This is a genomic window from Shewanella sp. 10N.286.52.E4, assembly GCF_041468785.1.
Classification (GTDB): Bacteria; Pseudomonadota; Gammaproteobacteria; order Enterobacterales; family Shewanellaceae; genus Shewanella; species Shewanella electrodiphila.
Genome location: NZ_JBFRJJ010000006.1, coordinates 136654 through 163644 on the forward strand (window position 1 = coordinate 136654; position 26991 = coordinate 163644).

General features: G+C 39.9%; 25 protein-coding genes. 13 read left to right on the forward strand and 12 right to left on the reverse strand.

The features are described from left to right. Positions 1-98: 98 nt before the first annotated feature. The gene (locus tag AB4153_RS03615) at positions 99-740 is read right to left on the reverse strand and encodes a hypothetical protein (protein ID WP_102527939.1); all 642 of its coding nucleotides are present in this window, start codon (positions 738-740) and stop codon (positions 99-101) included. 135 nt (positions 741-875) lie between these two features. Then, complete coding sequence (locus tag AB4153_RS03620) at positions 876-1235, reverse strand: DUF2750 domain-containing protein (protein ID WP_102527938.1); 360 nt, start codon at positions 1233-1235, stop codon at positions 876-878. A 218-nt stretch (positions 1236-1453) separates the two neighbouring features. On the opposite strand from AB4153_RS03620, the gene AB4153_RS03625 reads away from it, so the two are divergent. The 3 genes from AB4153_RS03625 to AB4153_RS03635 all read left to right on the forward strand — a co-directional run bounded on the left by AB4153_RS03625 (position 1454) and on the right by AB4153_RS03635 (position 3666). Further along, positions 1454-2668 (forward strand): lytic murein transglycosylase, encoded by a 1215-nt coding sequence (locus AB4153_RS03625; protein ID WP_371996409.1) that lies wholly within the window; start codon positions 1454-1456, stop codon positions 2666-2668. Between the two features lie 170 nt (positions 2669-2838). Continuing rightward, entirely contained in the window at positions 2839-3321 is a 483-nt protein-coding gene (locus AB4153_RS03630; RefSeq protein WP_102527936.1) for a peptidylprolyl isomerase, read from the forward strand. A gap of 117 nt (positions 3322-3438) precedes the next feature. Continuing rightward, the gene (locus AB4153_RS03635) at positions 3439-3666 is read left to right on the forward strand and encodes a DUF3389 family protein (RefSeq protein ID WP_102527935.1); all 228 of its coding nucleotides are present in this window, start codon (positions 3439-3441) and stop codon (positions 3664-3666) included. A 117-nt stretch (positions 3667-3783) separates the two neighbouring features. Here the strand turns inward: AB4153_RS03635 and AB4153_RS03640 are convergent, their stop codons facing one another. After that, positions 3784-4788, reverse strand: coding sequence for a glutathione S-transferase family protein (locus AB4153_RS03640; RefSeq protein WP_371996412.1), 1005 nt, complete (start codon positions 4786-4788; stop codon positions 3784-3786). A 478-nt stretch (positions 4789-5266) separates the two neighbouring features. On the opposite strand from AB4153_RS03640, the gene ushA (AB4153_RS03645) reads away from it, so the two are divergent. The 4 genes from ushA (AB4153_RS03645) to AB4153_RS03660 all read left to right on the forward strand — a co-directional run bounded on the left by ushA (AB4153_RS03645) (position 5267) and on the right by AB4153_RS03660 (position 10616). Beyond that, entirely contained in the window at positions 5267-6979 is a 1713-nt protein-coding gene (gene ushA, locus AB4153_RS03645; RefSeq protein ID WP_102527933.1) for a bifunctional UDP-sugar hydrolase/5'-nucleotidase UshA, read from the forward strand. A 143-nt stretch (positions 6980-7122) separates the two neighbouring features. Further along, entirely contained in the window at positions 7123-7803 is a 681-nt protein-coding gene (locus tag AB4153_RS03650; protein ID WP_371996414.1) for an alpha/beta hydrolase, read from the forward strand. Positions 7804-8136: 333 nt separating this feature from the next. Beyond that, positions 8137-9840 carry a bifunctional UDP-sugar hydrolase/5'-nucleotidase UshA gene (gene ushA / locus AB4153_RS03655; protein ID WP_102527931.1) on the forward strand — a complete coding sequence of 568 codons (1704 nt, stop codon included), beginning with the start codon at positions 8137-8139 and terminating at the stop codon, positions 9838-9840. 314 nt (positions 9841-10154) lie between these two features. After that, positions 10155-10616, forward strand: a complete 462-nt coding sequence (locus tag AB4153_RS03660) for an Hsp20 family protein (RefSeq protein ID WP_102527971.1) — start codon at positions 10155-10157, stop codon at positions 10614-10616. 217 nt (positions 10617-10833) lie between these two features. Here the strand turns inward: AB4153_RS03660 and soxR are convergent, their stop codons facing one another. After that, complete coding sequence (soxR, locus tag AB4153_RS03665) at positions 10834-11289, reverse strand: redox-sensitive transcriptional activator SoxR (RefSeq protein WP_283108322.1); 456 nt, start codon at positions 11287-11289, stop codon at positions 10834-10836. A 210-nt stretch (positions 11290-11499) separates the two neighbouring features. On the opposite strand from soxR, the gene AB4153_RS03670 reads away from it, so the two are divergent. From AB4153_RS03670 to AB4153_RS03680, 3 genes are all read left to right on the forward strand, one after another. Beyond that, the gene (locus tag AB4153_RS03670; protein ID WP_371996415.1) at positions 11500-11685 is read left to right on the forward strand and encodes a hypothetical protein; all 186 of its coding nucleotides are present in this window, start codon (positions 11500-11502) and stop codon (positions 11683-11685) included. 74 nt (positions 11686-11759) lie between these two features. Further along, positions 11760-12179 (forward strand): VOC family protein, encoded by a 420-nt coding sequence (locus AB4153_RS03675; RefSeq protein WP_248955862.1) that lies wholly within the window; start codon positions 11760-11762, stop codon positions 12177-12179. A gap of 26 nt (positions 12180-12205) precedes the next feature. Continuing rightward, on the forward strand, positions 12206-12628 hold the full coding sequence (locus AB4153_RS03680) for a VOC family protein (RefSeq protein WP_371996416.1): 423 nt from the start codon (positions 12206-12208) through the stop codon (positions 12626-12628). Positions 12629-12769: 141 nt separating this feature from the next. On the opposite strand, the gene AB4153_RS03685 is transcribed toward AB4153_RS03680, so the two are convergent. From AB4153_RS03685 to AB4153_RS03700, 4 genes are all read right to left on the reverse strand, one after another. Beyond that, a complete protein-coding gene (locus tag AB4153_RS03685; RefSeq protein WP_371996418.1) occupies positions 12770-14194 on the reverse strand; it encodes a DEAD/DEAH box helicase in 1425 nt (474 codons plus the stop codon). Positions 14195-14402: 208 nt separating this feature from the next. Beyond that, positions 14403-14897 carry an acetolactate synthase small subunit gene (gene ilvN, locus AB4153_RS03690; protein ID WP_102528176.1) on the reverse strand — a complete coding sequence of 165 codons (495 nt, stop codon included), beginning with the start codon at positions 14895-14897 and terminating at the stop codon, positions 14403-14405. Continuing rightward, entirely contained in the window at positions 14897-16615 is a 1719-nt protein-coding gene (locus AB4153_RS03695; protein WP_102528175.1) for an acetolactate synthase 3 large subunit, read from the reverse strand. The genes ilvN and AB4153_RS03695 overlap by 1 nt, the downstream gene beginning before the upstream one ends. 479 nt (positions 16616-17094) lie before the next feature. Further along, positions 17095-18252 (reverse strand): multidrug effflux MFS transporter, encoded by a 1158-nt coding sequence (locus AB4153_RS03700; RefSeq protein ID WP_248955863.1) that lies wholly within the window; start codon positions 18250-18252, stop codon positions 17095-17097. Positions 18253-18555: 303 nt separating this feature from the next. On the opposite strand from AB4153_RS03700, the gene AB4153_RS03705 reads away from it, so the two are divergent. The 3 genes from AB4153_RS03705 to AB4153_RS03715 all read left to right on the forward strand — a co-directional run bounded on the left by AB4153_RS03705 (position 18556) and on the right by AB4153_RS03715 (position 21807). After that, a complete protein-coding gene (locus AB4153_RS03705) occupies positions 18556-20436 on the forward strand; it encodes a choice-of-anchor I family protein (RefSeq protein ID WP_371996420.1) in 1881 nt (626 codons plus the stop codon). A gap of 247 nt (positions 20437-20683) precedes the next feature. Beyond that, entirely contained in the window at positions 20684-21322 is a 639-nt protein-coding gene (locus tag AB4153_RS03710) for a GNAT family N-acetyltransferase (protein WP_102528173.1), read from the forward strand. Between the two features lie 77 nt (positions 21323-21399). Then, positions 21400-21807 carry a hypothetical protein gene (locus tag AB4153_RS03715; protein WP_371996422.1) on the forward strand — a complete coding sequence of 136 codons (408 nt, stop codon included), beginning with the start codon at positions 21400-21402 and terminating at the stop codon, positions 21805-21807. 108 nt (positions 21808-21915) lie between these two features. Here the strand turns inward: AB4153_RS03715 and AB4153_RS03720 are convergent, their stop codons facing one another. The 4 genes from AB4153_RS03720 to AB4153_RS03735 all read right to left on the reverse strand — a co-directional run bounded on the left by AB4153_RS03720 (position 21916) and on the right by AB4153_RS03735 (position 26880). Next, positions 21916-22674, reverse strand: a complete 759-nt coding sequence (locus AB4153_RS03720; RefSeq protein WP_371996424.1) for a substrate-binding periplasmic protein — start codon at positions 22672-22674, stop codon at positions 21916-21918. Positions 22675-23060: 386 nt separating this feature from the next. Beyond that, the gene (locus AB4153_RS03725; RefSeq protein ID WP_102528170.1) at positions 23061-23381 is read right to left on the reverse strand and encodes a YdbL family protein; all 321 of its coding nucleotides are present in this window, start codon (positions 23379-23381) and stop codon (positions 23061-23063) included. Positions 23382-23400: 19 nt separating this feature from the next. After that, positions 23401-23544 (reverse strand): YnbE family lipoprotein, encoded by a 144-nt coding sequence (locus AB4153_RS03730; RefSeq protein WP_102528183.1) that lies wholly within the window; start codon positions 23542-23544, stop codon positions 23401-23403. A 66-nt stretch (positions 23545-23610) separates the two neighbouring features. Beyond that, on the reverse strand, positions 23611-26880 hold the full coding sequence (locus AB4153_RS03735) for a YdbH domain-containing protein (RefSeq protein ID WP_371996426.1): 3270 nt from the start codon (positions 26878-26880) through the stop codon (positions 23611-23613). Between the last annotated feature and the right edge of the window lie 111 nt (positions 26881-26991).

The following is a 26991-nucleotide window of genomic DNA, read 5'->3' on the forward strand; positions in this document are numbered from 1 at the left end:
CTTCTCTCAAAGTCTAGACAAGCGCCACGTACATCTTAATGCAGCGTTAAACAACAGCTGCAGCTTAATACCTTTGCACGTGTTGAATATTGCCAAAGTTACTGTTCAAACTCTTCTTTCACTTGCTGTAGCAGGAGTTTTTGATGTTCTTTGGTGATGCCAATATTCATTCGGCATAACCTAATGGCATAGGCAAACTTGTCTTTGCCAACAATGGTTAATAATTCGCTTAATAGATGTTTGTTAAGCATTAACGTATCGCAATAATGGTTTATTGCTTTAGTGAGGGAGTTAAAGGTTAAGCCATCAAATTCAAATTGACCGCTGTAGCCTTGTTCGATATCCACTGCATTGAGTACTAATGGCCAACCTTTTGCGTTAATACGGCCTTTAGCTATGTTGTACATCATCCATGCACTTTCTTTAAAGCCTGAAAGAATACGACAATCAAAGCCTGACTCTTCTAGTTCTTCTTCAGTCCAGTTAATCCCGATGGCTAAATCTTTATGGTAAATCTTCATTAGCTCATCTTTTACGCCGTCGCGGCAATCCCAAATCGATGTTAGCGGATTCTTTTTCGCCAAGCGGGCACATTCGCTGCAAGCGGGAACCGTCAAGGAAGGGTGCGGTGTACTCGGTTTAGCGTAAAAACTAAAAACGTCATTAGACGGTTCAGCACAAAACCAACATTGATGGCGTAAATCAAAAGGGATTTCAACTAAAGGCGGTAAATGGTTCACAGCAGACCTATTGGTAAAAGAGGTTCAATAAAAAAGCTGCTGAAATTCGTTATATTTCACGAATGTTCTAGCAGCTTTATGTAGTAGCAACTATATGCTGTCGTAACTATATTGTCGCAACTTGATGAGTAGCGATTATTCGGCTTCTACGTCAACTAATTCTTTTGCTAGTACGATTGGGTCAACTTCAATACATTCTTGATCAGCAATCCAGTCTAATCCGACTAATACGCCGTCTTCGTTTAAATCGCCAACCCAGTATTCTAAAAATTCATTTAGGCTAATTTTAACTGCTTTGTACTCAGCCCACTCTTCAGTGCAATGGCTTGATGCTGCAGATTCTGTTGACCATAAAGGCATAACATCAGTTTCTTCGAATTCAGAAGAGTCACATACAACCCAACCTTCGCCCGTTTCATCCGCTAAGCCCCATAGGACTTGATGTTCTTTAACGTTCTCAATAAAGCTTGCAACAGCAGGGGTTTGTTCAATCATGATTAGTCTCTTTGATGAATTCAATTAACGGGTCGATTATACGGTAACTCTAAACAATACAAAACACTATTACGCGAATGTGACAATATCAATTTCAAGATGAACTGAAATTAACCAGATAAACACAAAATTTCAATATTTAAGACTTAAAGGCTCTTGTTTCCTGAATCGCTATCAGTCACGATGTGAACAGTCATTATTTGTAGAAGTATTCATTTATGGTGCGTTTTAAATTTTCTCCTGTTTTTAAGTCAGTGATTTTACTTTCGAGTTGCTTTGTTAGTCTTCAATCTACCGCAGCGCCTGACAATTTTGCTCAATGTGTTGACAACCTTAAAGTCAAAGCACGCAGTGAAGGTTTGTCTGAACAAACCATTAATACCAGCGTCGCAAACCTTAAATTTATTCCTCGGGTTATAGAGCTTGATAATCAGCAACCTGAATTTAGTCAAACTTTTGGTAATTACTTTAATAAACGCGTGACAGATTGGCGCGTTAAAGAAGGCCGACGCTTACTTGCTGAAAATCGCGAGTTGCTTAACGAGTTAACTAAAAAGTACGGCGTACCTGGCCAATATATTATTTCGTTCTGGGGATTAGAAACCAACTTTGGTGGCTATAAAGGCAAAATGTCGGTGCTCAACTCTTTAGCTACATTGGCGTGTGACCCAAGACGCAGTGACTATTTCACCAATGAGTTAATGCAAGCATTAAAGCTGAAAGAAAAGTATAACTTTGATGATGCCACTATGGTGGGGTCATGGGCTGGCGCAATGGGGCACACCCAGTTTATGCCAACCAATTACGCTAAGTATGCGGTTGATGGCGACGGCGATGGCAAAGTCGATTTATGGAATAGCACTGCTGATGCGCTAACTTCAGCGGCTAATTTTTTACAACAACTTGGCTGGAAAGCCAATGAACGTTGGGGACGTGAAGTTAGCTTACCTGAAAACTACGACTATCAATATTTAGGCCGTAAACACCCTCAACCGTTAACTCAGTGGGCTGAGCTTAATATTACTCAAACTAGCGGTAAAGCGTTATCAACACCTGATATGACAGCATCTTTGTATGTGCCATCTGGTCACACTGGGCCTGCATTTTTAGGTTACGACAATTTTGATGTCATTATGCGCTGGAATCGTTCAGAGTTTTACGCCATTGCTGTCGGCCATTTAGCTGACCGAATTAATGGCGCTGCGCCGCTTGCAATCAGTGCGCCTGAGCATGGCATGTTTAATCGCAGTGACATTAAAGTCATGCAAGCAAAGCTTAATGAATTAGGCTTTGATGTCGGTAAACCTGACGGCGTGTTAGGGCGTAACTCCATTGCAGGTGTACAAGCATTTCAGCGCAGTAAAAACTTGATCGCCGACGGTTTCCCTGATGAAAAAACCTTTGAAGCACTCGGTATGACGTTGAGTCAATAAGCTTTAAAGTGAGTGATGACATCATAGTAGGGATAAGAGAGTGTCATTTCCTTTTGCTCATCACTCAGTATTAGCAGAACGTAATTAGGTTCTGCTTTTTGCTGGCAGCTTGGTAATCGATTTGTTAAGCTGCGGCAATGATAGAAATCGAAGTAAATTAAGGACATTCGATGACAGCTCAAGATAATATGGTTGTACGTTTCAACTACACACTTCGCGATGAGAAAGGCGAAGTGATTGAAACTAACGAAGGCGGATCGCCAATTGCTTACTTACATGGCCATGACAACATGATGCCAGGTATTGAAGATGCAATAACAGGTAAAGAAGCTGGGGCTAAATTCAGTGTAACGCCTCCTGCAGCAGACACTTATGGCGAACGTATGGAAGTGGCTGAGCAGCGCGTTTCAGTAAAACATTTGCAAGGTGCTAAAGTCTGGAAAGCGGGTATGCCAGCTATTGTTAATACCGAACAAGGTCAACGCCAAGTGACAGTGGTTAAAGTTGGTAAGTTCATGGCAACTATCGATACTAACCATCCTTTATCAGGGCGTGAACTGACTTTTGATATTGAAGTGGTTGATGTTCGTGAAGCAACTGATGAAGAAATCGCACACGGCCATTCACATGGTGAAGGCGGTCATCAGCACTAATATTGATTAACATCAATTGTTAAGTGTGAATAGTTTAGTGCTATAAGCTTTGTTTAATCCCAAGTGAACCTCACTTGGGATTTTTGTTTTCAGTTTGGCTAAATCGGAAATGTATTGATGATTATTGAATTTTCACAAGGCAAGTTAGTCGTGACACCATTTGAAGTGCAATGCCGCCTTAACGTGAATAGTATTGTCTTAACTGCAATGGTGGATGATATGAAGTGTATTGCAGATAGATTATTACTGATTGCAGATGCTGGTGCGGTTCGCTGGAGTTTGCAGTTGGATAATAATCAACAGTTTTATGAAGTGATTGAAATTCTGGGTATCGCACCAGAGTAAAGTCTCTGCTGGTGCGATATCCATGCTCAATCATTTATTGCTCACAAGCCACAAGCCACAAGCCATAACCGATAACTCATGCTGATGAGTAAAAGAATCCCCCCTAGAATCGAGTTTCTAAAGTTCTGAGCGATTGTGTGGACGCATGTAATCGATAATAGGCCCTTCTGGTACTACTTGAGTTGGATTAATGTGCTGATGGCTAAAGTAATAATGCTGTTTTATGTGCTCAAAATTTACGGTGTCGGCAATCCCTGGTTGTTGATATAAGTCTCGTAAATATCCCGACAGGTTTGGATAAGATTCAATCGTACGTAAGTTGGTTTTAAAATGTCCCACATACACGCAGTCAAAACGGATAAGCGTTGTAAATAATCGCCAATCAGCTTCAGTGATTTGATTACCCAGTAAATACCTTTTGTTAGCCAATATAGCTTCTAAGGTATCAAGTGTGTCAAATAATGGCATTACAGCTTCTTCATAGGCTTTTTGAGTGGTAGCAAAGCCTGAGCGGTAAACCCCGTTATTGATGTAGGGGTAAATAAGCTCGTTTAAAGAATCTATTTCTGATTGAAGTTCTAACGGATAGTAGTCTTCTGTATTACCAGTTACTTTATTAAACGCTGAGTTAAACATTCTAATGATTTCTGAAGACTCATTACTCACAATGGTATTTTGCTGCTTATCCCATAAAACAGGCACAGTCACTCGGCCGCTATAATCGGGCTTTGCTTGCAGATATACCTGGTACATAAAGTCTTTATTAAACAGTTCATCAACTTGAGCACCATCAATAGCATGAGCATCTGTTGATTGATTAGGGCCTTTAAATTCCCAACCGTTTGCAAGCATATGTGGCTCAACCACAGTGACACCAATATGCGCGGTTAATTGTTTTAGCTGCCTAAATATCAAGGTTCGATGAGCCCAGGGGCAGGCTAATGATACATATAAATGATAGCGGCCAGACTCTGCTTTAAAGCCAGCACTTCCAGATAATCCGGCGCAGCCATCAGGCGTGATCCAGTTGCGAAGCTGCGCATCTTCTCGTTGAAATTTACCGCCATTTTCTTTGGTGGCATACCATTGGTCGACCCATTGTCCGTTTTGTAACAATCCCATTCCCACACCTATGACTTCAGAATAAAAATTAAGTGTAGATTACTAATTTATCGAAAATAAGCGGATTAAATTGTCATTAATTTTCTATTTTTTCGATATTTTATGGCGTGTAAAACTGGGTCTATATCAAATCGGCTGAAAGTCAAACTGTGATCCCGGCCTTGTTGAGCAGTAATTTAAAGGGGTGTTTTACTAAAAAGATAATCAGGCAAAGCACTGTTTTGCACAAAGTCATTTTAAATTAACAGATTATCACCCTTATCTTTTTATTGATTCCATTTTCGATATAACGAATAAGTAGCGTAAAAAACATTGTTTATAAATGGTTTGTAATCAGTAGTGTAACTTATTGTTGTTATTGGGTTAAATATCACAAACTGTAATTAAAGTGACATAAAAACAGTCCAGTGTTTGCTACGATTCGGCGCAGAGCTGGGTAGCTCGTAAATATAAAAATATATTGATTAGGGGTTAGATCATGAAAAACACGTTATACAAAGGACTCGTTGCAACAGCTGTACTTGCAGCCTTATCAGGTTGTAGCAGTGACGATGATAAAGACCAAACAGCATGTGAAGCTGCGGGTGATGCTTGTACTAGCTTTACCGTTATTCATACCAATGATAACCACGGTCGCTTTTGGGAAAACAGCGACGGTGAGTATGGCATGGCTGCACGTAAAACGGTTATTGACCAAATCCGCGCAGAAGTTGAAGGTCGTGGCGACGAAACAATTCTTTTATCAGGCGGTGATATCAACACGGGTGTACCAGAATCTGATATGCAAGAAGCGATTCCTGACTTTGTTGGCATGAACTTACTTGGCTATGACGCAATGGCTGTCGGTAACCATGAGTTTGATAACCCTTTAAGCACGCTAGATATGCAATCTACATTGGCTAACTTCCCAATGCTTGCTGCAAATATCTACGACAAAAATGCTGAAGAACGTTACTTTGAGCCATACCGTGTATTCGAAATTAACGGTCTTAAAGTGGCGATCATTGGTTTCACTACAGTAGATACTCCTAAAATCGTTAACCCTGAAAACGTTGAAAACTTAGAGTTTACAGATCCTCAAGTTGAGCTACCAAAAGTATTAGCTGAAATCGAAGCTAACGAAGAAGTGGATATGGTATTTGCTGTCACGCATATGGGTCACTATGCTGATGGCAACCACGGCACTGAAGCACCTGGCGATGTTATGTTGGCTCGCTCAGTTGAAGAAGGTCAATTACACGCGATTATTGGTGGTCATTCACAAAATCCAGTGTGCATGGAAGGCGATGATTACGCAGACTTTGCCCCAGGTGAAGAATGTAAACCAGATCAACAAAACGGCACTTATATCATGCAAGCCCACGAATGGGGCAAGTATGTTGGCCGTGCTGACTTTGAATACATGGATGGTGAGTTGACACTTGCGAACTACTCGCTAATTCCTATCAATTTAAAAGAAAAAGATGACAACGGTGATTTAGTTTTCATTACTGAAGAAATTGAAAAGAATCAAACCGTGTATGACATGCTTAAGCCTTACCAAGAACGTGGCCAAGAGCTACTTGATGTGGTTATCTCGTACACAGATGGCAAGTTAGAAGGTGACCGTGAGGTTGTTCGTGTTGAGCAAACTAACCTAGGTAATTTATTAACAACTGCATATTCTGAGTTTGTTACTAATAACTTCAACGTGACGGCTGATTTCGGTGTGATGAACTCAGGTGGTGTGCGTGCATCTATTGCTGAAGGTGATATCTCTTACCGTGACGTGTTAACTGTTCAACCTTTCGGAAACTTCGTTGCTTACGTCACAATGACAGGGGCTGAAGTTGAAGACTATCTTGCTAATATTGCAGTTAAAACTGGTGGTGGTTACCCACAACTAAATGATGTTGCAATGGATGTTAATTGTGATGCAGGCACTGTTGATATTGCTAGCTTAGGTGGCCGTTCGTTTGATGTTGCTGAAAACTACACTTTCTCAGTGATCCACTTTAGCGCTGCTGGTGGCGATGATTACCCAGTCATCAATACACATGAAAACTACATTGATACTCAGTTAACTGATGCTGCTGTATTCCGTGAGTATTTCGTAGCGAATCCAGAAATCTCAGCTGAAGATTACGCGCCTGTAGAAGGGCAATTAAACTTCTACCGTAATGGTTCAGAAGTTAAGAGTTGTGCTCAATAATTCAATTTGAGTAACACTGTTAATCAAAAAAGGTAGCTTAGGCTACCTTTTTTATTATCTGAAAGGACAGAATTCTATTGATAGGTTAACGAGTTAAACTCTTTCAGTTAAGATAGCGGCAATAAATAATAAAGGATTAGATTATGCCGTCTGCAAGCACAGCACTTGAACGTATTACTATTGAACCGACCACAGCTGCAACCGCATGTGTTATCTGGCTTCATGGCCTTGGTGACTCTGGCGCAGGCTTTGCTCCTGTTGTGCCATTATTAGGCTTGCCACAAAATCACAGTATTCGTTTTGTATTTCCTCACGCGCCAGAACAAGCGGTGACCATTAATGGTGGCTATATCATGCGTTCTTGGTATGACATTAAAAGCATGGACTTACATGATCGTGCTGACATTAATGGCGTACTCGCATCAGAAACAGCCGTAAAAGCGCTGATTAATGAGCAAATAGAAGCAGGTATTGTCGCTGAAAATATTATTCTGGCAGGGTTTAGTCAAGGCGGTGTCATGAGCTTATTTAGTGGCTTACGTTTTGAGCACAAACTTGCTGGTATTATGGCGTTATCGTGTTATTTACCTGCCGGCGAAAGCTTACCTGATGATTTACACTCAGCAAATGCACAAACAGAATTATTGCAACATCATGGTGAGCAAGATGAAGTCGTGCCACTATTTGCCGGAAAAATGGCTTTTGATGCACTCACTAAAGCGGGCTATACATCGACTTGGAAAACCTATCCAATGCCTCATAGTGTTATTCCTGAACAGTTAACTGAAATTGGTGCGTGGATTTCGTCTAAATTGATGCGCTAATTGTTTTGTAAATAGCATAATAACTCGAGCTTAGACGATATATGCTCGGTTAAATAACCATCATAAAATAAAAGGCTTAGGGTGAAAGTTTAATAAACTTACACCCTAAGCCTTTTTTGTTTATACATTATCACTATCATTAAAAAACTCTTGTTTTTTAATGAGGACAATTGCTGCAAAATTATTGAATAAACTCTTGTTCTATAAGGTTTTGAATTCAAAAAAATGACATATAATGCTGGTATTTTGTTAAGATGGTCACTCATTTTTGTGACACAGTTTTATTGCGTATTGATTGAATTTGTCTACGCCCTGTTAAAAACGGATAGAATAATGATAAGAAAAATTCCGCACACAAAACGATTAACACAGAGCCTTAGTTTAGTTGTCGCTTGTGTCAGTTTGTTCAGTTTAAGTGGCTGCGAGCAACGCCCAACCTGTGAAGATAACAATTGCACAAAGTTTACCGTATTACATACCAATGATAACCACGGCCGTTTTTGGCAAAATAAAGCGGGTGAAGCTGGTATGGCTGCTCGCTTTACTGTGATTGATAATATCCGTAAACAGGTGACTGCAGAAGGGGGCCATACATTGGTACTTTCTGGCGGTGACATCAATACAGGCGTACCAGAGTCAGATTTACAAAAAGCAGTACCAGACTTTATTGGTATGAATATGATTGGTTATGATGCGATGGCAGTCGGTAACCACGAATTTGATAACCCATTGTCTGTTTTGGATGAGCAAGCTGAACTAGCAAACTTCCCAATGCTTGCCGCGAATATTTATCGTAAAGACACCAATGAGCGTTATTTTGAGCCTTATAAAGTGTTTAACCTCGGTAACATCAATATTGCTGTTGTGGGGTTAACCACCGACGATACGCCAAAGTTAACGAATCCGCTTCATACCGAATCTTTAATCTTTACTAACCCGATTGAAGAAATGCAAAAGTTATTACCGCAAATTAATGCTGATGACAGCATTGATTTAGTGTTTGCGGCAACACATATGGGCCATTATCAAAATGGTGAATTTGGCAGTAATGCCCCTGGTGATGTCACTATGGCAAGAGCCCTAAACGAGGGTGATCTTGATGCTATTATTGGCGGCCATTCACAAAACCCCGTGTGTATGAGTGGGCGTAAAAGTGAGTATGATACGCGTTTTATGCCTGGCGATTCGTGTCGTCCTGACAAGCAAAATGGAACTTACATTATGCAAGCTCATGAGTGGGGGCGATATGTAGGTCGTGCAGACTTTGAGTACGTGAATGACAAGTTGTATTTAGTCGATTATCAATTAATCCCAATTAACTTAAAGCGTATGGCATTTGGTAAAAAACTAGCGTGGCCAGTTGCTGAGCCTATTGAGCGAAATGCAGATGTTGAAGCGGCGCTTAAGCCTTATCAAGATAAAGGCAGCGCAGAGCTTGATGTCATAATTGGTAAAGTGGATGGCTTACTGCAAGGCGATCGTAAAGTGGTTCGCGCGCAGCAAACCAATTTAGGGCGCTTAATTGCGAAAGTACACAGTGAAAAAGTGCGTGCTGATTTTGGCATTATGAACTCAGGTGGCGTGAGAGCATCAATTCAAGCCGGAGATGTGGCATACCGTGATGTATTAACCGTTCAGCCATTTTCAAATACGATTGGTTTTGCTGAAATGTCTGGTGAGAAGTTAGTTAAGTATTTATCTAAAGTGGCGACTAATACTCGGACCAGTGGCGCTTACGCGCAGTTTTATGGCATTGATATGACGGTGATGTGCCGCGATCAGCAGGTTGAAATACACACAATTAATAATCAGCCTTTTGACATTAATGAAAACTATACTTTCTCAATACCAAGCTTTAGCGCAGCAGGTGGTGATAACTATCCCAAGATTAATATTCTAGAAGCGGGCTATGTTGATGCGATTGAACTGTATGACTACATTAAACAGCATGAGCAGATAAATATTGCTGACTATGCGCCAAATGGAGAGCTTAAATTCAAGCAATCTAAGAGTAGTTTAGGCTGTAGTATCTATTAATTTTTAAAGCTTAGTTTGAATAAATTAGTGTAGAAAACTGAAAGGCAATCGCAAGGTTGCCTTTTTTGTTGCCATTTTTATAAAATTTATTTTTAGCATAAGTCACTGTATTTGTTGTGTTATAAAAAATAAATTCAAAATAAATAAAAATAATTTCCGATATTTACTTGAAAACAAAAATATCGTTCTCATATCTAGTTATAAGTTAGGCACGCTCAATAGAGGTACTAACTTCCATTACGCCGTAAGGGTAATGACAAACGCCAATAATGGCATATTTATTTTCACATATTGCTTTAGACAAGGGTATGAACATGCGCAAATTTAACTTAACTCCAGATTTAACTCCTCTTTACCGCAGTGCAATCGGTTTCGATCGTTTAGCTAAAATGGCTGAGCACGCTGCAGTGCAAAATGGTAACACTGGTTACCCTCCATACAACATCGAATTACTGGGTGAGAATCGTTACAGCATTACTATGGCAGTTGCAGGTTTCACCATGGACGAACTTGATATCACCAGCGAAGGCGACAAGTTATTAGTCAAAGGCAGCAAAGTTGCAGCCGTAAACGATGAGCGTAAATACTTACACCAAGGTATTGCTGAACGCGGATTTGAACGTACTTTCCAATTAGCTGATCACGTAAATGTCGTGGGAGCAGGCTTAGAAAATGGCCTATTAAATATTGAATTAGTGCGTGAAATTCCTGAAGCATTGAAAGCGCGTAAGATTAAAATTAACGGCGCTAACGTAAACAATACCATCGAAAGCTAACCTTTCGACGCTATCTCTTACTCATTGCAACGAGAGGTTGATGAAGAGAGATAGCAAACCTTGTAAGACATTGTTTCATCCGTGCTATTTAATTCCCCTATGCACTCATCATGCATTTTAAGTAGCACAAGTTTCACATCTTCCCTGATTATTTTGCCCAACGAGAATCTATTTCCTTGTTGGGCTTTTTAGTTTTCAAATCAACATAATTACAGTTTTAATCTTGAATGAGTGCTTTATCTAAGATGACAGAGCCTACGCCATCAATGCCTAGCGCATCTTCTGGGTTGTAAATTGGACAACTCGTCATAGATAAACAACCGCAACCAATACATCCGTTTAGTGAGTCTCTGAGCTCAGTTAAATAATGAATACGTTGAGTGAGTTTATCGTGCCATGCTTGTGATAATTTAGCCCAATCTTCTTTGTTTGGCGTGCGATTATTGGGTAAGTGACTAAGGGCATGCTTGATTTCCTGTAAACTGATCCCCATTTTTTGTGCTGCTTTAATCACAGATATTCGTCGAATGACATCCCTGCGATATCGCCGTTGATTCCCTTGATTACGTAAACTGCTAATTAATCCTTTAGTTTCGTAAAAGTGCAAACTAGACACCTTAATGCCGCAGCGTTTGGCGACTTGACCTACGGTTAGATCCGCTTCGTTTAACATGCTTCTCCTTAGCAGTTACTACTCATCTCGTTTAAGCCTCATACATGTGAATCTTAAATATCAAAAATAAATGACAAAAAATGACTATTTAGGGCTTTACCTCAGCTTAGGTTGAGGTTTTATAGTGGCTTCATCTTATATAACCCATCACTAAATTGAAACCAAAGAGTGGTTGGCGCCTCAAGGATAAAAGGGATAAGGAGATTGTGTATGAGCAAACCAATATCAGTGAATCGGCCTTTAATGGATCAGAGAAGCGCTGTTTTGATCCAAGCGAACACAGCTGGCTTAGGCATTGAGTTATTTAACAAAAAAGAGGTTCAAACCCAAATAGCTATTAGAAATGTCATTGAAAAAACGCAGCAACTATTTAGTCAAACAATGGCAAACAAATAACTCTGAGATTTTCATATTTCTAAAAGTGCCAGATAAAAAGTAATCAATTCAAAGTAATCAATTAACAGGAAGTCATTATGCGCTTAGAACATTTGAATTTAGTCGTAAACGATTTAGAAACAACACTTAAATTTTATCAAGCGGCATTTCCTCATTGGAAAGTCAGAGGTGGTGGAGAAGGGGAATGGCATGGGGTGCAGCGAAAATGGATTCATTTTGGCGATGACTATAACTACCTTTCTTTCAATGATAATGGCAAAGGAAAAATTCGCCCAGTTGAAGGCTATGATTTAGGACTTGCTCATTTCGCCTATGTGGTGACAGATTTAACAAGCTTAAATCAAAGGCTGATTGCAGCAGGTTTTGAAATCGCGATTATTGGCAGCAAAGACGCGAACTACAACAGCGTGTATTACATCGATCCTAATGGTCATGAAGTAGAGTTTGTTGAGTATTTAACGGATATCCCGAGTGAGCGTAATTTCTATTTATAGATCACTGTCTAATTGGAATAAATACTATGAGATTAAATCAAGTCACACTCCCTGTTAATGATATGGCTAAAGCCTGTGAGTTTTACCTAACCTTGGGGTTTACACAAATTGTAAGCACAGCAGCCAAAGGTAATCATTATGCACGATTTGCTTGTCCTGAAGGTGAGGCGACATTCTCATTGTCTTTTTTGGGTGAAGAGTCTTTGCAAGGATCTGATTCTGTACAGAAGAGAGACAATACCAGCGTGATCTACTTTGAGCACCAAGATTTAGATGTGTGGGTTGAAGCGTTAATACAACAAGGAATTATATTTGAACAGTTACCTGTTGATGAGCCTTATCTTTGGCGTGAAGCGGTGTTATTTGATCCGTCAGGGAATAAAATCAAACTGTATTGGGCGGGAGAAAACCGCTTAAATCCGCCATGGCGAGTGAATATAAAGCAGTGAACTTGTGCTAAGCGAAATAAAATATAATAGAAAATTAAATCTAAAACTAAAACTAAAACTAAAACTAAAACTAAAACTAAAACCAAATCTAAAACAAAAAGCCTGCATCATTAATTTGAAATGCAGGCTTTAGAATTTAGATTACTGTTTCCATGGGTTCACACTGCCGCTACCATTTGGGACTGATGCAGGTTTTGACTCGGATGAACCTTGTGAACGGCGATCATCAGAAGTGCGCTGTGTACTTTTAGCGCCATAAGGTGAACTCGCTGCTTCTTCTTGGTTGAATTTTTTAGCTTTATTTTTGTTGTAGTGGTTATTCTTTGGTTTGTCAGATTTACCACGTGACATCTTAGGCTTATCTTGATCTGTTTTAGGCTTTGGCGCTTTTGGATTTTTAGGCACAAAATCTAAAATGGAAATAGGCACTTCTTTTCTTGGCGCAAAACCTTCAACCTCTTTGCGTTCAATAATATGGCTTAAACGACGCTCAATTGCGCACAGGTTTTTAAAGTCATCTTTTGACACCAATGAGACAGCAGTACCTTGTGCGCCAGCGCGGCCCGTACGACCAATACGATGAACATAATCGTCAGCAGGAAATGGTAAATCATAGTTAATGACTAATGGTAAGTCATCAATATCAATACCACGGGCAGCGACACCAGTAGCAATTAAGTAAGTGATTTTACCTGCTTTAAAGTCCGCTAATATCTGCTCGCGTATCGGCTGACTTCGACCACTATGGAAAGACTCTGCGATGATGCCTCGTTTCTCTAATTGGGTAACAAGTTTCGCTGCACCATGCTTGGTTTCAATAAAGATTAGCGCTTGTTTCCAATCATTTTCTTGGATTAAATGACTTAATAAAGCGGATTTTTTATCTTTATCAACGGTGACTAACCATTGATCAATTTTAGGCTTAGCGTCAGCATCTGTTTCAACAGAAATCTGCACCGGCGTTTTCATTGCTGTTTTAGCTAATGCGCGAACTTGATTTGATAAAGTGGCCGAAAACAACATGTTCTGACGTTCGTCAGGTAACAACTCAATAATGCGATTAATGTCTTCAATAAAGCCCATATCGAGCATGCGATCGGCTTCATCGAGCACTAACACTTCTAGCTCGTCAAAGTGGACTGCACGTTGGGTGTACAAATCGAGTAAACGACCGGGAGTGGCAACGAGTATATCAATGCCTTCAATGAGGCGCTGTTTCTGCGGTTTGCTATCAACGCCGCCGTACATCACCATTGAATTGATGGTTAAATGCTTACTGTATTGCTGAATATTTTGCTCTACTTGTACTACTAGTTCGCGAGTTGGAGCAAGTACCAGCGCTTTAACTCGTTTACCACGTACTTTACGAGGCTCTTTGAAACGTTCAAGTATTGGCAAGACAAAGCTAGCTGTTTTACCGGTACCTGTTTGCGCTGCAGCAATGATATTTTTACCCGACAAGGCCACTGGAATTGCTTTTTGTTGAATTGGAGTCGGCGCGCTGTAGCCTAACTCATTAAGAGCAAGTGTGATGGATTCGCTTAATCCAAGCTTGGAAAATGGCATGTGTTATCTCAGGTAAAATGTCAGTAGTGTCTGCAATGTTAGTTGATAACATTGCGACTTTGAAAAGCAGAGTATTATAGCAGAGTGGATAAAGTATAGGATAGCTGAGTTTGTGGCTAAGGATTAAAAAGGGAGCAAATGCTCCCTTTACGGTTCATGATTTAACACAATTAAAGCGATACACCGTAAATGTTAATTTTTACAAGGTTTATGCTTTCATGGCCTTATCACCACGGGCAAGACCTACAACACCCGAACGTGATACCTCAATCACTTTAGTGACCTCAGCTAATGCACTGATAAATGCATCGATTTTATCGCTAGTGCCCGCCATTTGAATGGTATAAAGGCTTGAAGTGACATCGACAATTTGGCCACGGAAAATATCAGCAGTGCGCTTTACTTCTTCCCGTAGCTCGCCTTGAGCTTTAACTTTAACTAATGCCAGCTCACGTTCAATGTGTGCATTCTCAGTGATATTGGACACTTTTAATATATCTATGAGCTTGTGCAGTTGCTTTTCGATTTGCTCATGAACATTGGCTTCAGCATTAACGGTAATATTTAGACGCGATAATGTGGTGTCCTCTGTTGGCGCTACGGTTAAACTTTCGATGTTATAACCGCGTTGAGAGAATAAACCTACAACACGAGATAACGCGCCCGGTTGGTTTTCAAGTAATACAGAAATAATACGACGCATTAGCTTCTCTCCGTTTTGCTTAACCACATATCTTTCATTGACTCACCACGAATAAGCATTGGGTAAACGTGCTCAGTTTCATCAACACTGATATCAACAAAGACTAATTTGTCTTTCATTGCTAATGCTTCTGCAAGCTTAGACTCAAGCTCATTAGGATCGCTAATCGTCATGCCAACATGGCCATAGGCTTCTGCAATCTTGGCAAAGTTCGGTACTGAGTCCATATAAGAATGAGAGTGACGACCTGAATAAATCATGTCTTGCCACTGCTTTACCATACCTAAGAATCGGTTATTCAAGTTGATGATTTTCACTGGGGTATCATATTGCAGTGCCGTTGATAGCTCTTGAATGTTCATTTGAATTGAACCATCACCAGTTACACAAACAACGGTTTCATCTGGCATTGCCATTTTAACACCCATGGCTGCAGGTAAACCAAAGCCCATGGTGCCTAAGCCACCAGAGTTTATCCAGCGACGTGGTTTATCAAATGGATAATACAGTGCAGCAAACATTTGGTGCTGGCCAACATCAGATGTGACGTAAGCATCACCGTCGGTCAATTTATGCAGTACTTCGATCACTTGCTGCGGCTTAATACGATCGGTGGTTTTATCGTATGCCAAGCTATCACGTTCACGCCATTGATTGATATCAGTCCACCATGCATCGAGTGCTTCGCTGTCATTGGTTTTTTGAGTCTCATCAAGTAGCTTGAGCATGCTGTCTAAAATGTTTTCAGCAGAGCCAACAATTGGGATATCTACTCTGACTGTTTTTGATATCGAAGACGGATCAATATCAATATGTAAGATGGTTGCGTTAGGGCAGTACTTCTCGACATTATTCGTTGTCCGGTCATCAAAACGCACACCGATACCAAAAATAAGATCACTGTTATGCATCGCCATGTTGGCTTCATAACGGCCGTGCATGCCAAGCATACCTAAGAATTGCGGATGACTGCCTGGGAATGCACCTAAACCCATTAATGTGTTAATCACAGGAATATTTAAGCGTTCTGCCAGTTGCAGGATTTGCTGGTCGCACTCGGAAATAATCGCGCCACCACCTACATATAAAACAGGTTTTTTAGCTGCTAACAATGCATGTAAACCACGACGAATTTGGCCCTTATGGCCTGATGTCGTTGGATTGTAAGAACGCATGTTGACAGATTCTGGGTAAACGTAGTCGTGAAGAAGCTCTGGGTTTAAGCAGTCTTTTGGTAAATCGACAACCACAGGTCCAGGGCGGCCAGTTGCAGCAATAAAGAAGGCTTTTTTGATAATTTCAGGGATTTCACGGGGATCTTTCACTAAAAAGCTGTGTTTTACAATCGGGCGAGAAATACCAATCATGTCACATTCTTGGAATGCATCATTACCTATAAGGTTACTGGGTACTTGGCCTGACAAGACCACCATCGGTATAGAGTCCATGTATGCAGTAGCAATACCTGTAATCGCATTGGTTGCTCCAGGACCTGAAGTGACTAGTACTACGCCAACATCACCAGTTGCGCGCGCATAGCCATCAGCCATGTGGACAGCAGCTTGTTCATGTCTTACAAGGATATGTTCTACACCTGCAATTTTATGAAGAGCATCGTAGATATCAAGAACTGAGCCACCAGGGTAGCCGAATATGTGTTTTACGCCTTCGTCTATTAACGAGCGCACTATCATGCTTGCGCCGGATAATTTTTCCATTGCTAAATCCTCTTAAGTTACCGTTGTGGGTAAACAGTATCTTGTTACAACGACGGTAATCGTTCTAAAAGTAGGTTCGAATGGTAATTCGAACTCGTTTATCTTTGCAGTCGATAACCGCCTTAGATAATTGTCTTGTTTTCATATGATATTGAGATAACACCAAGTGAAACAAGATGATTTCATCATAATTAATTTTGAAATTGATACAAGAGTGATTTTGAAATTAACTAAGAAACTTGAGTGTATTTCATGAATATTGATTAATAATGACTAATAAGTCAGAAAAACACATTAAATTAAGTGTTATTTGCAGTTTATTGAATATAACTTTTGTTATAGAGCGTACAAATAGAACATTTTAGGACGCACATATTGGCTAAAAGAACTGGAATAGGAATTGATCAATTTAATAATGAAAATGGGATAGTGGCATTATTGAATAGAGTGATACATAGCATCACTCTATTCATAAAACTCTAATGTGCTGGTTGAGTTCGCTGAAATAGCAAACAGACCATGACTAACATAACTGAAATCAGCATCATTGCAGAAAAAGGCACTGCAGTACCTGTGTAAAACACTGCTAGTAAAGGTCCTGCAAGAGAGCCAAACCCAAAGCGCAATGTACCAATCACGGCAGTCGCAGTTCCAGTTTCCTTTTTAAATTTCATCAATACAATCGCATCAGCATTGACTGACATAATCCCTAAACAGCCCATTAATGGAATGAGCATTGCCACTGTGTAATGGTAACTTAGGTCAATAATATTAACGATCAACAACCCAGTGGCTGAAAGCGTTGCAAACACAGTGGCCACAAACAACATTCGGCTAGAACCATAGCGACCGACAATCCTTGAATTGACAATATTAGCGAGCATCAACGCGCCAACATTAGTGCTAAACAAAATCGCGAATAGTGATTTATCTAACCCGAACACTTCCATATATATGAAAGGAGAGGCTGTTAAGTAACAGAAAAAAGCAAACGATGTGAGCACGCCACAAGTGATATTAACCTTGACGCCCTGACGAGTTAACACGGTTTTATAGGACTTAAGAAAAGACTGAGTACTGCGACTGTCTTTTGCCTTATCGCTTGGCATCTTAAGTTTAAACAACACCAGCATTAACAATACAATCGCGTAGCAGCTTTGGCTTATAAAGATCAGCGGCCATTCACCAAACTCTAAAATTAAACTGCCAAGTGTTGGCGCTAATAAAGGGGCAAGCATCATGATTAAACTGACATAAGACATGCCTTTAGCCGTGTTATCACCATAAACCTCTTTGATATAACCAGGAACAACCACAGTTGCAGCGGCGCCAATAAACGCTTGAATAAACCTCAAGGCTAAAAATGTTTCAATGCTGCTACTAAAAGAGATAAATAAACTAATTAGTGTAAAACCACTGAGGCCGAAAATGACTAAAGGCCTACGACCAAAACGATCCGCAAGTGGGCCGAATGTCAGCATGCCAAGCGCATACCCAGCTAAATAAATACTTAAAGACTGTTGTACGGTGGTGACGTGGGCATCATAGCTTATTGCAATAGCTGACATCGCTGGTAAATACATATCAATAGCTAATGGCGTGATAGCAACAATGGCCGCAAGCATTGGAATTAACATGGCAAGATGCGGAGAATTTTGTGCAGTATTATTTGAATGAGTGTTTGAAGACGGGCTCACACATACCTCAGTAATAAAAAAGAGTGAAGGCAAAAGAAGAGGAACGAAGAAAATTCCATAGAGGATTTTAACATGATTAGTGTTTGCTAATGGGAATTATTTAATAAGAACTTGTATCAAAATCTTTACTGGATCAACCAAATAGGATGTAACAATAGCTTAACAAGAGTGTCGCGTGATTGTCATTGAACTTGGGTAGCTTACCTGAAATTTTAATAACAAGTACGTAACAGGAAAGTGATGATGAAAACCAATATTTTACCCATAGCCGCTATTGTTTCTATGATGCTATTAACTGGCTGCGATGGTGACGACGGCTCTGATGGCAGCAAAGGTAGTGATGGTACTAATGGACTAATTTCGTTACTCACGACAAGTTCGTTAGCTTCTGGTCATGCTATTTGTCCTTTTGGTGGAAAGCAAATCGATACCGGCATTGATACCAATGGAAATGGCATTTTAGACAGTGACGAAATCATTACTGCCCAAACTCAGATTATCTGTGATGCTCAGCAAGGCGCTTTATCTTTAGGGCTTATAGGTCGTTACGAGTCTGGTGTGTTTGGGAAAAGTGCTGCTGAAATTGTTGATTATCACGTAGCAAGTCATCTAGCGTTTGTAGTCAATGCTCAAAGTGGCATGGTCGATGCCATTAGCCTTGAGAGTGCTGAGACTCAAGCTGTTGATGCAGCAGAGGCTTCTACATTAAGTAACTTAGAAAAAGTATACAGTTTAGATGTTGCTACAGATGCAGAATTAACTGGTCTAGGTAGCGTTAATAGCATCAGTATTTATGGCGACCTTTTAGCTGCTGCCGTTGAAAGAGCTGATGATGTAGGCAATGCGACGCAAGGTAACGGTGTTATCGCCTTCTATCAATTATCTGATGTTGATGCGCCAAGCTTTATTAAAACTGTCAACGTAGGTGCATTACCCGATAACGTGGTGTTTACCCATGACGGTACCAAAGTGATTATAGCCAATGAAGGTGAGCCTAACGATGCTTACACGGTAGATCCCGAAGGCAGCATTTCAATTATCGAAGTGGTTGATAATATTCCTGCCGATACTGCTACCTTGATTACCTTTAACGAGTTTGATGCAGGCAATGCACGCCATGATGAATTAAGCGACCTGATTAAACTTAATGGCCCTGGTGCTTCAGTTTCTGAAGATCTAGAGCCTGAATATATTGCAGTCTCTAAAGATAACCAATATGCCTATGTCAGCCTACAAGAAAACAATGCTATTGCAGTGATTAACTTGGCTGATAATACGGTTGAAGCGATTAATGCACTTGGTCTTAAAGATTATGGAAAAGCGGGTAACGAAATCGATGCCAGTGATAAAGATGATGCTATCAACATCACGGCATACGAAGGTGTTTACGGCATGTATCAGCCAGATACGATAGCAAGTTACCAATGGCGTGATCAGGACTTTATTGTTACAGCCAATGAAGGTGACGCACGTGATTATGACGGTTTTTCAGAAGAAGGGCGGGCTGAAGACTTACTGCTAGACCCAAACCATCCACAAATTTTAACAGCACAAGATAAGACTCAGCTAGGACGTTTAAAAATTACCACTAGCATGGGCGATGATGATGGCGACGGTGATATGGATAAAATCGTCTCATATGGCGCACGTTCATTTTCGATATGGACCCATGATGGCCAACAAGTTTTTGACAGTGCTAGCCAGTTCGAGCGCATTACAGCGGCGATCTTAGGTGATAACTTCAACAATCATAACGAAGAAAGCAAAGGCGATAGCCGTAGTGATGATAAAGGGCCAGAACCTGAAGCGTTAGCTATTGGAGAAATTGGTGATAAAAAATATGCTTTCATCGGATTAGAGCGCACGGGTGGTTTTATGGTTTACGATATTACTAACCCATTTGATGTTAGCTTTATTGATTATGTGATAAATCGAGATTTTGATATTGATTTTGAAATCGATGGTGATGATATTTCAGGCCAACCTGAGCTTGCTGGTGACTTAGGGCCTGAAGGCATGAAGTTTATCGGTGCTGATATGAATCTGACAGGCAAACCATTGTTAGTTATTGGCAATGAAGTGAGTGGCACGACAAGTGTTTATCAGCTGGATTTTAATCAATAAAAGCACACTGTTGTATTAATACTCAACGGCAGCTCTCGCTGTGCAAAGCCAATACTGAAAAGTATTGGCTTTTTATTTGGTTAGCGAAAGCACCTGATGAATATTCCTGATATGGCTAACTAATACTCAGTGAACAACAGTGGCTAATACAGTTATCGTTTTATTGTATAAAAAGGAGATTTTATTCTGCTTAAGATCATGTATTCTGTATTTATGTGAGCAAGTTAACGACTGGGCGGGAGAGATAATGGCAGAAGTAAACAGTGACGCTTGCTTAATTGGTGAGCATGTCATTTTAGAACCGTTGACACTTGAGCATGTGACTGCGTTAAGTCTAGCTGCAACAGATGGGAGTTTGTGGGAATTGTGGTTTACCACTGTGCCTCACCCAGATGATATGAAGGCTTATGTGGAAAAGGCTTTAGTGCAAGAGAGTCATGGTGAAGCTTTAGCATTTGTGGTCAGAGAAAAGACTTCAGGTGAAGTCATTGGTTGTACTCGTATCTGTAATTGGGATCAACCCAATCGTCGCTTAGAAATTGGTTACACTTGGTATGCCAAAAGAGCACAGCGTACAGCGGTGAATACAGAGACTAAATTACTGATACTCACTTATGCATTTCAAACCTTGGATGTGATGGCCGTGGAGTTTAGAACCCATTGGCATAACCAAGCATCTAGACAAGCCATTATGCGCTTGGGTGCGAAGCAAGATGGTGTACTGAGAAACCATAAATTATTGAAAGACGGCACAGTACGAGACACTGTGGTGTATTCGATCATCGATAGTGAATGGGCCACGGTAAAAAAACATTTAAAACATCGCCTAGATTATTATCAACAGCAAAATGCCAATGCCATTTTGCATACAGAGATAAATTACTAACCATAAATCTGAGTCAATTTAACGGTTATTGTGGTTTAAGTCGTAATCAGTTAAGTATCAGGAATAAAGGATATTTCATGTTAAACAAAGGATTTCAATTAGCTGCAGCAGTGGCTTTACTTACTGCAGCAAGCAGTAGCTATGCACAAGATAAAGCTGAAGAAGCTTTCAGTAACGAGTTAGTGCAATGCGCTGCGTATTACGAAATCGCATCTGGTGTGATCATGGGGATGGATGCACCACAGATGCAAGCTGTTGGCGGCAGACTTAAAGATTCAGGTCTTGAAGCTGAAAAGATTGCTGGACAATATATGCCTGCCGATAAAGTAGAAGCGGCAGTTGCGACTGCAAAAGAGCAACAAATTGCCAGCCTTGGCGGCTCAAGTGGTTTAGGGCCATTAATGGGTAAGTACAAAGATTTATGTAAGAAAGTGGTACTGGATCCAAAGTCTCGCCTTGAATATTGGGCAATGGTAACCATGTAATTTAGCTGTAGAGTTAATAGATGATGCGCTCAGCATCATCTATTGTTTAAAAGATTTCTTAGTCAGTATCTTCAAGATGCTGACTTATGTTTTAAAGCCTAAATCAAATTAAATTTCTACATTGTACTTTTCTGCAATACGTTTCAATCTTCCTGAATCGCGAATTTCATTAAACCACTTTTGCACATGACTTGCCGAAACCACAGAATTCGGTTTGAGCAAGATGCTATGAGAGTAAGCTTGATCCAATCTCTCTGATATCAGTAATTGCGAGCGTGCATCAGGGTGAGTTTGCAAATAATGCATAAGGTATGAATGGGTGACAGGGGCAATATCGGCGCGACCTTTGAGAACACTTTCTATTGATGCTTTATTGGTATTAACAAACTGAATATCAAAATTGAGTGCTAACTCTTGGCTGTCGGTGTTCCAGTCTGCAAATTGATAATGATAGCCACTCACAAGACTTAATGATTTATCTTTAAAAGATGAAAAATATTCTTGGTTTTTATCATTATCTCTAAGGGTGATAAACACTTCACCGTCGACAATATCAAGTGGGATAAAGGTGGTATCAAAGTTTTGCCAACCCCAAATAGGGCTTTCAAAAATCATCATATCGAAACGACCAATGTCATATGCTTGGTAGCGATTTTCAATGCTGGTATTAACAAATTGGAAGTCGACTTCTGATTGAAGTTCATTGAACGCTGCGATTAAATCAATGGTAAACCCTTGAAACATGCCGGCCTCAGAGATATTCACATAAGGGGCAAACAAGTAACCGCCCACGTTAACGACAGGTTTAGCCTGAACAGGGTTTATTAGTATTATAAGTGTAGCAATGGCAGATAAAATCTTGTTCATATTCTCAAAGGTATATACGCCTGATGTAAAAATGACACCAGACAAAAAAATGACTTATTACATAAATGTAACACTTTTGTTTTACGAATAAAATACCCACAAGCGCTATAAGGACACCAAAATTTTGTACAAATTAATGCCAAATTTATCAATATTAAAAAGAAAAAATTAACTTAAGAATGAGTATTGCGAATGAAAGCAAAAAGCGAGGTGATAAAGGTTAATAACAACAAGCGCTTATATGCCACATATCGTAAAGGGTGGGTGTTATGGTATAAAGTGAAATATATAATGCCATCAATTTTTATCCTAGTTTAAGTAAACTAAATTGATGATAAAAAATGATGACATTTACATTTTAAGGTGGAAGAACACTCAAAAGTCGCTTATTTCTGCAGCCATTTCCCGGATGAATTTTGAATGAAATGATTTTTATCCGCCGCCGCAATCGCTTTTTTAGCCGCTCTATTGGCAACATCAGTGGTTGAGAGTTTATTTTTTTTAGCTATTTTTTGATAATGTTGTTTACGTTTTGCGTTAACGTCTAACATTAACTGTTTTGCAGCTTTATCATTGACGACTAGGCCTAAATAGCCATTGGTTTGCTCACCAACTAAGCCTTGGCTTTTTGCTTGCTGTAGGGTTAACGCATAAGCATTTGCTGACAATAAAAGCCCTGTTAATAAGGCTATGATGGGTAACTTCATAATGTGATTTCCTTATTAATTAAAATAACTCGTCATCTTCTAAAAGTATGTCGAGCTCTTTATCAATTCTAATAATGATTTCATGCTCGATTTTGACATTGAGATTTATCTCAATGGGCTTGTCGGGAGGGGCTATTTTGACTGTTGGCGAGCAAGCGCTCATTAACAGACTGCTCGCGCATAAAAGCCAAAGGGTATTAATCGAATGCGTTTTCACTGAGTTGTCCTTTTACTTCACGGATCGTTCGATATCATTTTGCAGTTGGTTGCCAATCTGCGTACTTTTATATAATTGAAATAAGTTCTCTTCATGAGAGTAGTTTAAATGTATTGGCCTTTCAATATCTTGGCTTTGACCTTTCACTTGCACTTTGAGTGAAGCATCCCCATTTTCTGCCATGTCAAAACTACTACTTAGCTGGCTGTACTCTAAATGTTCTAGTGTTTGTACAACAAAATCTAAGTGTGGTTGAGTTGTTCTAATTTGCTCAAGGGCCGGGTTATTTGACACTTGAATTAAGCCTCCTGGTTTCCTTGCTGCCAAGTGTCCACCTGCAATAGTGACTTTACCATCGACTAAGCTTGCTGGTAAAACACCGTCAAAAATACCATTGGCGTAGACACCAACCTGGGGCTGTGCAGCGAGTAACGCTTCTAAGCTAATACCATTTAAGACGAAATAACCTTCAGATTTATCGTGTAATTTTAGATAAAACTCAGGCACTAAAAACTCTCCATCTAATAAGTCGCCACTGGCTGTTAAATTAACATCAGTATCGCTAAGCCCGCTAATTTCCTGTAACCAATTTTTGGCGGGTATTTCATCATTTTTTCCCAGTGAAACATTGGTTTTTAGTTGAATATTTTCAAGATTAATACCGACGTATGCATCAGCAATATTGAGTTCTGCTTGTTGGCACAACAGACGGCTTTGGCTGTAGGTCGTAGGTTGAATTGGTGTGCTATGTACCTGCTGCCAATTGAATTGACAATTAGCCGTTAAATTCGCGTTGTTAAAATAGTTTTCGTTATATTGTGCATCAAGCTGCGAGACTTGCTGTTCGAATTTCATTTCAAACAAAGACACGCCTTGGCTTTCATTCAGTGCAAAACCAGCCTTAAGCTTGTTATAGCCAGAAATGGATAAGTTTTCGGGGAGCATTTGAGTTTGCTCTAAAGTATTAACAACCGATGCTAACTCGGTATCGACCAGCCATTGACCTGCTAAAGAAACTGGCATGTTTTGCTGTGGTAACCGCAGCAAGTGATAGCTGGATAAAATTAGTTCATCGAGCTGCCATTGTTCTGAACCTGTTAACAGCTGATGCTGCAGGTTTAAGTGTTGGCTAAGCGATATATCATCAAGTCGCAGTACTTTGTAACGGCGTAATTTTGTTTTGCTTGGAATGAGCTTATCAATTTGAACATCTTGTAACGACCAATTAAGTTGGGTTTGATTTGATTGGGCGAGTAATGATTCCAGGGTAGACATTTTTGAAGTAGCGCTACCATGGCGATGGTCAGCTTCGTTGATGCTCGAAGATCCCAATAGCAAAGCGATATTCTGCGTTGCGTTGATCTCAAATTGGCCTAACTCAACTTCAAAAGTCTCGTTTAGCACTTGTTTGATGTCATTTGTTTTAAATGAAAAACGGTCAAAGCCCAATGTAACATCGCCAATATTGAGTGTAGATTTTCTAGTAGCTTGGTTTATATCTGTGCTTTGGTTTATATCTGTGCTTTGGTTTATATCAGTACTGGTCTCAATAGGCGCTTGAATGTGTTCAATACTTGAAGGTTGCGTAAGCTGCCAATGCAGGCTTTCAAAAGACAATGTCTTTTGTGGCATATAAACATTGAGCTTTTCTGTGTGAATTCCTGACTGAGGCAATAGGGTGACTTTTATTGATTGATTATCAGCAACAGCCTTTGCACTTAAGTTTATTCTGCTTCCATCAAGTGTAATACGTTTGTCAGAACCGCTAGATTCAGTAGACGTTAATGCTAAGCCCTCACTCAATTCGATTAGTTCAATAGGGTGATGCTGATTCAGACTGAAATCTAGTCTTGAGTTCAGTGTCATTCTATTAAGGGTGGATGAGTTATCGTTTGATGCTGAATAATTCGCAATTGAGAGGCTGTCCACAGTGAAATCATTGATATCTAATGCTGTTGTGACAGTGTCATGCTTCACAAGTAAGCTGGCATCTGTTGGCAAAACGTTGATTACAGATGTGTCATCCAGTGGCATTTCAATGGTTAACGGTTTCTTTAAAGATATAGACCAATCAACAGGTTTGGTCATTTTACTTAGCATTTGGTTAGCGTGAGCTGTGAACGAGGTATCAACGAATTCTGTGCGACTCAACAATGCATTGATATCGGCTAATTGCAGTTGAGTCGTGCGTTGCTGCCAAGTTAAAGGTTGCAGTTCAAAGGTCGTCATAGCGGGCGCTGTATCTGACATTGGCAGATAGTTTATCGAAAAATCGATTGGCGAATCTGAGCTAAATTTAATCCCTGAAAGTAATCGACTGCTAATGAGGGGAAGTGCGTCGCCACTTGATGCTGTTACAGGAATAATCTGATGCTGACTGTTGATTGAACCGTGAATCAAATCAAGTTGTGTATCGCTTTGCCATATGCCGTTAACATCAATTGCTAATGCATCAATACTAGTGACGAGGTCATCTAATCCAGTTACAAAATCTGATTGCGAAACGGCTGAGTGATTGCCTAAAGCCTCATCAGATGCCATGAGTGTTAATGCACTATTAAACTCAGTCATACTACTAAGTAAGGTATTCAAGTCAGTTTGATGGCTAAGCGCCCACTGTGTTTGAGCGAGTGCCAGTTCAAACGCCAATACCTGCTGTTCCATCAAATTGACTGTTCCAGACAGTACTTGATGTGTATCCGTTTTCTGCAGTGCATCGGTAGTTTTTTTGGCAGATTCCACATGGGTTAACTGCAATTTACTCGTTCGTAGAACTGGGGAAGGAACCTTTTTTTGTAACGACTTAGGTAAATATACACTGATATTGTCGAGTGTTATTTGTGGAATTTGGTTAATGCTCAGACCTATATTATCTGAGTTTTCACCTTGTTCTTGTCGTTTAAAAAAACTGTCCCCTAATGTGACTTGAATATCACGAATGTGCAGCGCATTGATATCTTCAACAGCTAAGGACATATTTTTTAGGGTATGGTAACCATCTTTTAGATCTAACTTGATATCACGAAACTCAATAAAGCTATCTTGATAACGTAATTGCAGCCATGGGAAATATAAGTGATTAAGATCGGTGAGCTTAAATTGGGTTAATTCAGTCAGTTTAACGTCAACATCAATCACTTCGATATCATAGGGCTCAGTTAATGAGTTGATTAAATTTAGTGCAATAGGCCTGAAGTTTTGTTGAAGCAGGACTAAACCTAATGCGATTATAAAAAAGCACAATAAAAATAATCGCTTAACAGTAAAAATTCGAACTGCCATTAGGGTAATGAGTCTTTTAAGGTTTTGATATATTTGAATCAGGAAAGGATAGCATAGCTTAGGTGTAATGGCTCAGTTGTCATTTAGTTAACAATCATTCAATCATTCAAT